This is a genomic window from Lysinibacillus sp. NPDC093688 (assembly GCF_050280145.1).
Taxonomy (GTDB): Bacteria; Bacillota; Bacilli; order Bacillales_A; family Planococcaceae; genus Lysinibacillus; species Lysinibacillus xylanilyticus_B.
The window spans coordinates 1-1,983 of sequence record NZ_JBNNUX010000100.1 but is presented as its reverse complement, the minus strand read 5'-3'; the positions used below and the strand labels follow the sequence as shown (position 1 = coordinate 1,983).

Below are 1,983 nucleotides of genomic sequence, written 5' to 3'. Positions count from 1 at the left end.
CGCCTTCGTGACCAACATCCTGTTGCTGCCGCTACGTTGCACTGCGCTTTCGCACAGAAAACATTTGTTGCCCCGACGCCCCCAGGAAGCTCTGCTCTGCGCGAAAGCGAAGCGTCAGCAACAAAGCGCCCGGCCGGAACGGAAATCAACCTCACGTTATGATGAAAACCACTAAATGGTTTAGATTAAAAGTTTTTAGGTTACTTTGTTAATAAATAAGCTAAAAAATATTTGACAGCTTATGAAAGTACATGTTAATATAGTTAAGGTTAATGAATACAAAGTTTGTGGTTGAAGTAGAGGCTGCCCGCTTCTCACCTGATACAACGCTCTTGGGCTGTGAACAGGTATGACACGTTGAATTGTTTTGCGCAGACTTGCGCATGCACATATAGCGGGCGGACATCTTCAAAAGTGTCCGTCCTTTTTTTATGGACATGACAAGATGATGTACCGTTCAACCGGGCAAGGCTTTGCCCAAACCATGTATTCGCGACAACTACTTGGAGGTGGATTACTATTAGCAAAGACATGTATGTAAACGAAGGCATTCGCGCACGTGAACTTCGATTAATCGATCACAATGGTGACCAGCTTGGTGTAAAGACACGTAATGAAGCGCTAGAAATCGCCACTCGTGTAAACTTGGATCTTGTCCTTGTGGCCCCTCAAGCCAAGCCGCCAGTCGCTCGTATCATGGACTATGGTAAATTTAAGTTTGAACAGCAAAAGAAAGACCGTGAAATTCGTAAAAATCAAAAAGTCATCGTAATGAAAGAGGTTCGTTTGAGCCCATCAATCGATGAGCATGATTTCCAAACGAAGTTACGTAATGCGGTTAAATTCCTTGAAAAAGGCGATAAAGTTAAATGTAGCTTACGTTTCAAAGGTCGTGCGATTACACACAAAGACATTGGTCAACGTGTGTTAGATCGTTTTGCTGAAGCTTGTGCTGAAGTATCGACGGTTGAACAAAAACCGAAGATGGAAGGCCGAAGCATGTTCTTAGTTCTTCAACCAAAGAACGAGAAATAATATTAGACGAACAGTTTAGGAGGAATTCGACATGCCAAAAATGAAAACTCACCGTGGAGCTGCGAAACGTTTCAAAAAAACGGGTTCAGGTAAATTAAAATATGACCGTGCTTATGGAAGCCACTTATTCGCAAACAAATCTACAAAACAAAAACGTCACCTACGTAAAGCAAACATCGTTTCATCTGGTGACTTCAAACGCATCAAATCTTTACTTGTTTACATGAAATAATTGACTAAAAAATACTAATATTCATTTTTAAATGAAAAGCAGGAGGTAATTCATATGCCACGCGTAAAAGGCGGAACAGTGACGCGCAAACGTCGTAAAAAAGTATTGAAATTAGCTAAAGGTTACTACGGTTCAAAACATACATTATACAAAGTTGCTAACCAAGCAGTAATGAAGTCAGGTCAATATGCATACCGTGACCGTCGTCAGAAAAAACGTGATTTCCGTAAATTATGGATCACTCGTATCAACGCAGCTGCTCGCATGAACGGTCTTTCATACAGCCGTTTAATGCACGGTTTAAAAGTTGCTGGTATCGAAGTTAACCGTAAAATGTTAGCTGACTTAGCTGTAACTGATGCAGCAGCATTCACTCAATTAGCAGACACTGCAAAAGAAGCAGTAGCTAAATAATTTTTGACAAAGTCAAAAATTACTTCTGCACCGAAAGCGAAGCGACAGGTGCAAAAGTTATTAAAAGACTGATGGATTTATCCGTCAGTCTTTTTTTGTGTTAGAGTAGTAGTAAATATAATTAAAAGGAGTATTCAATGGGTAACTAAACTGTTACAACAAATTTAAACAAAACTATACAAATCTGTATAGAAGTATAGATTTATAACAGAATACCCTTCGTATCAAGCGATTGGTGCGAACTCCACGTTAATTGCTTTTAACTCCTAAAGCCTTGTGACCAACGCGGAGCTGGAAACGGC

3 protein-coding genes are annotated in these 1,983 nt (G+C 40.3%); all 3 read left to right on the top strand.

The features are described 5' to 3' along the window. Positions 1–531: 531 nt before the first annotated feature. From infC to rplT, 3 genes are read left to right on the top strand one after another with little or no spacing between them, the layout of a single operon-like run. Positions 532–1,035: a translation initiation factor IF-3 gene (gene infC / locus ACQKN2_RS25230; protein ID WP_427417362.1), complete on the top strand. Its 504-nt coding sequence runs from the start codon at positions 532–534 to the stop codon at positions 1,033–1,035. 31 nt (positions 1,036–1,066) lie between these two features. Next, positions 1,067–1,267, top strand: a complete 201-nt coding sequence (gene rpmI, locus ACQKN2_RS25225) for a 50S ribosomal protein L35 (protein WP_004226312.1) — start codon at positions 1,067–1,069, stop codon at positions 1,265–1,267. A gap of 54 nt (positions 1,268–1,321) precedes the next feature. Next, positions 1,322–1,681, top strand: a complete 360-nt coding sequence (gene rplT, locus ACQKN2_RS25220; protein WP_427417361.1) for a 50S ribosomal protein L20 — start codon at positions 1,322–1,324, stop codon at positions 1,679–1,681. Positions 1,682–1,983: the final 302 nt, after the last annotated feature.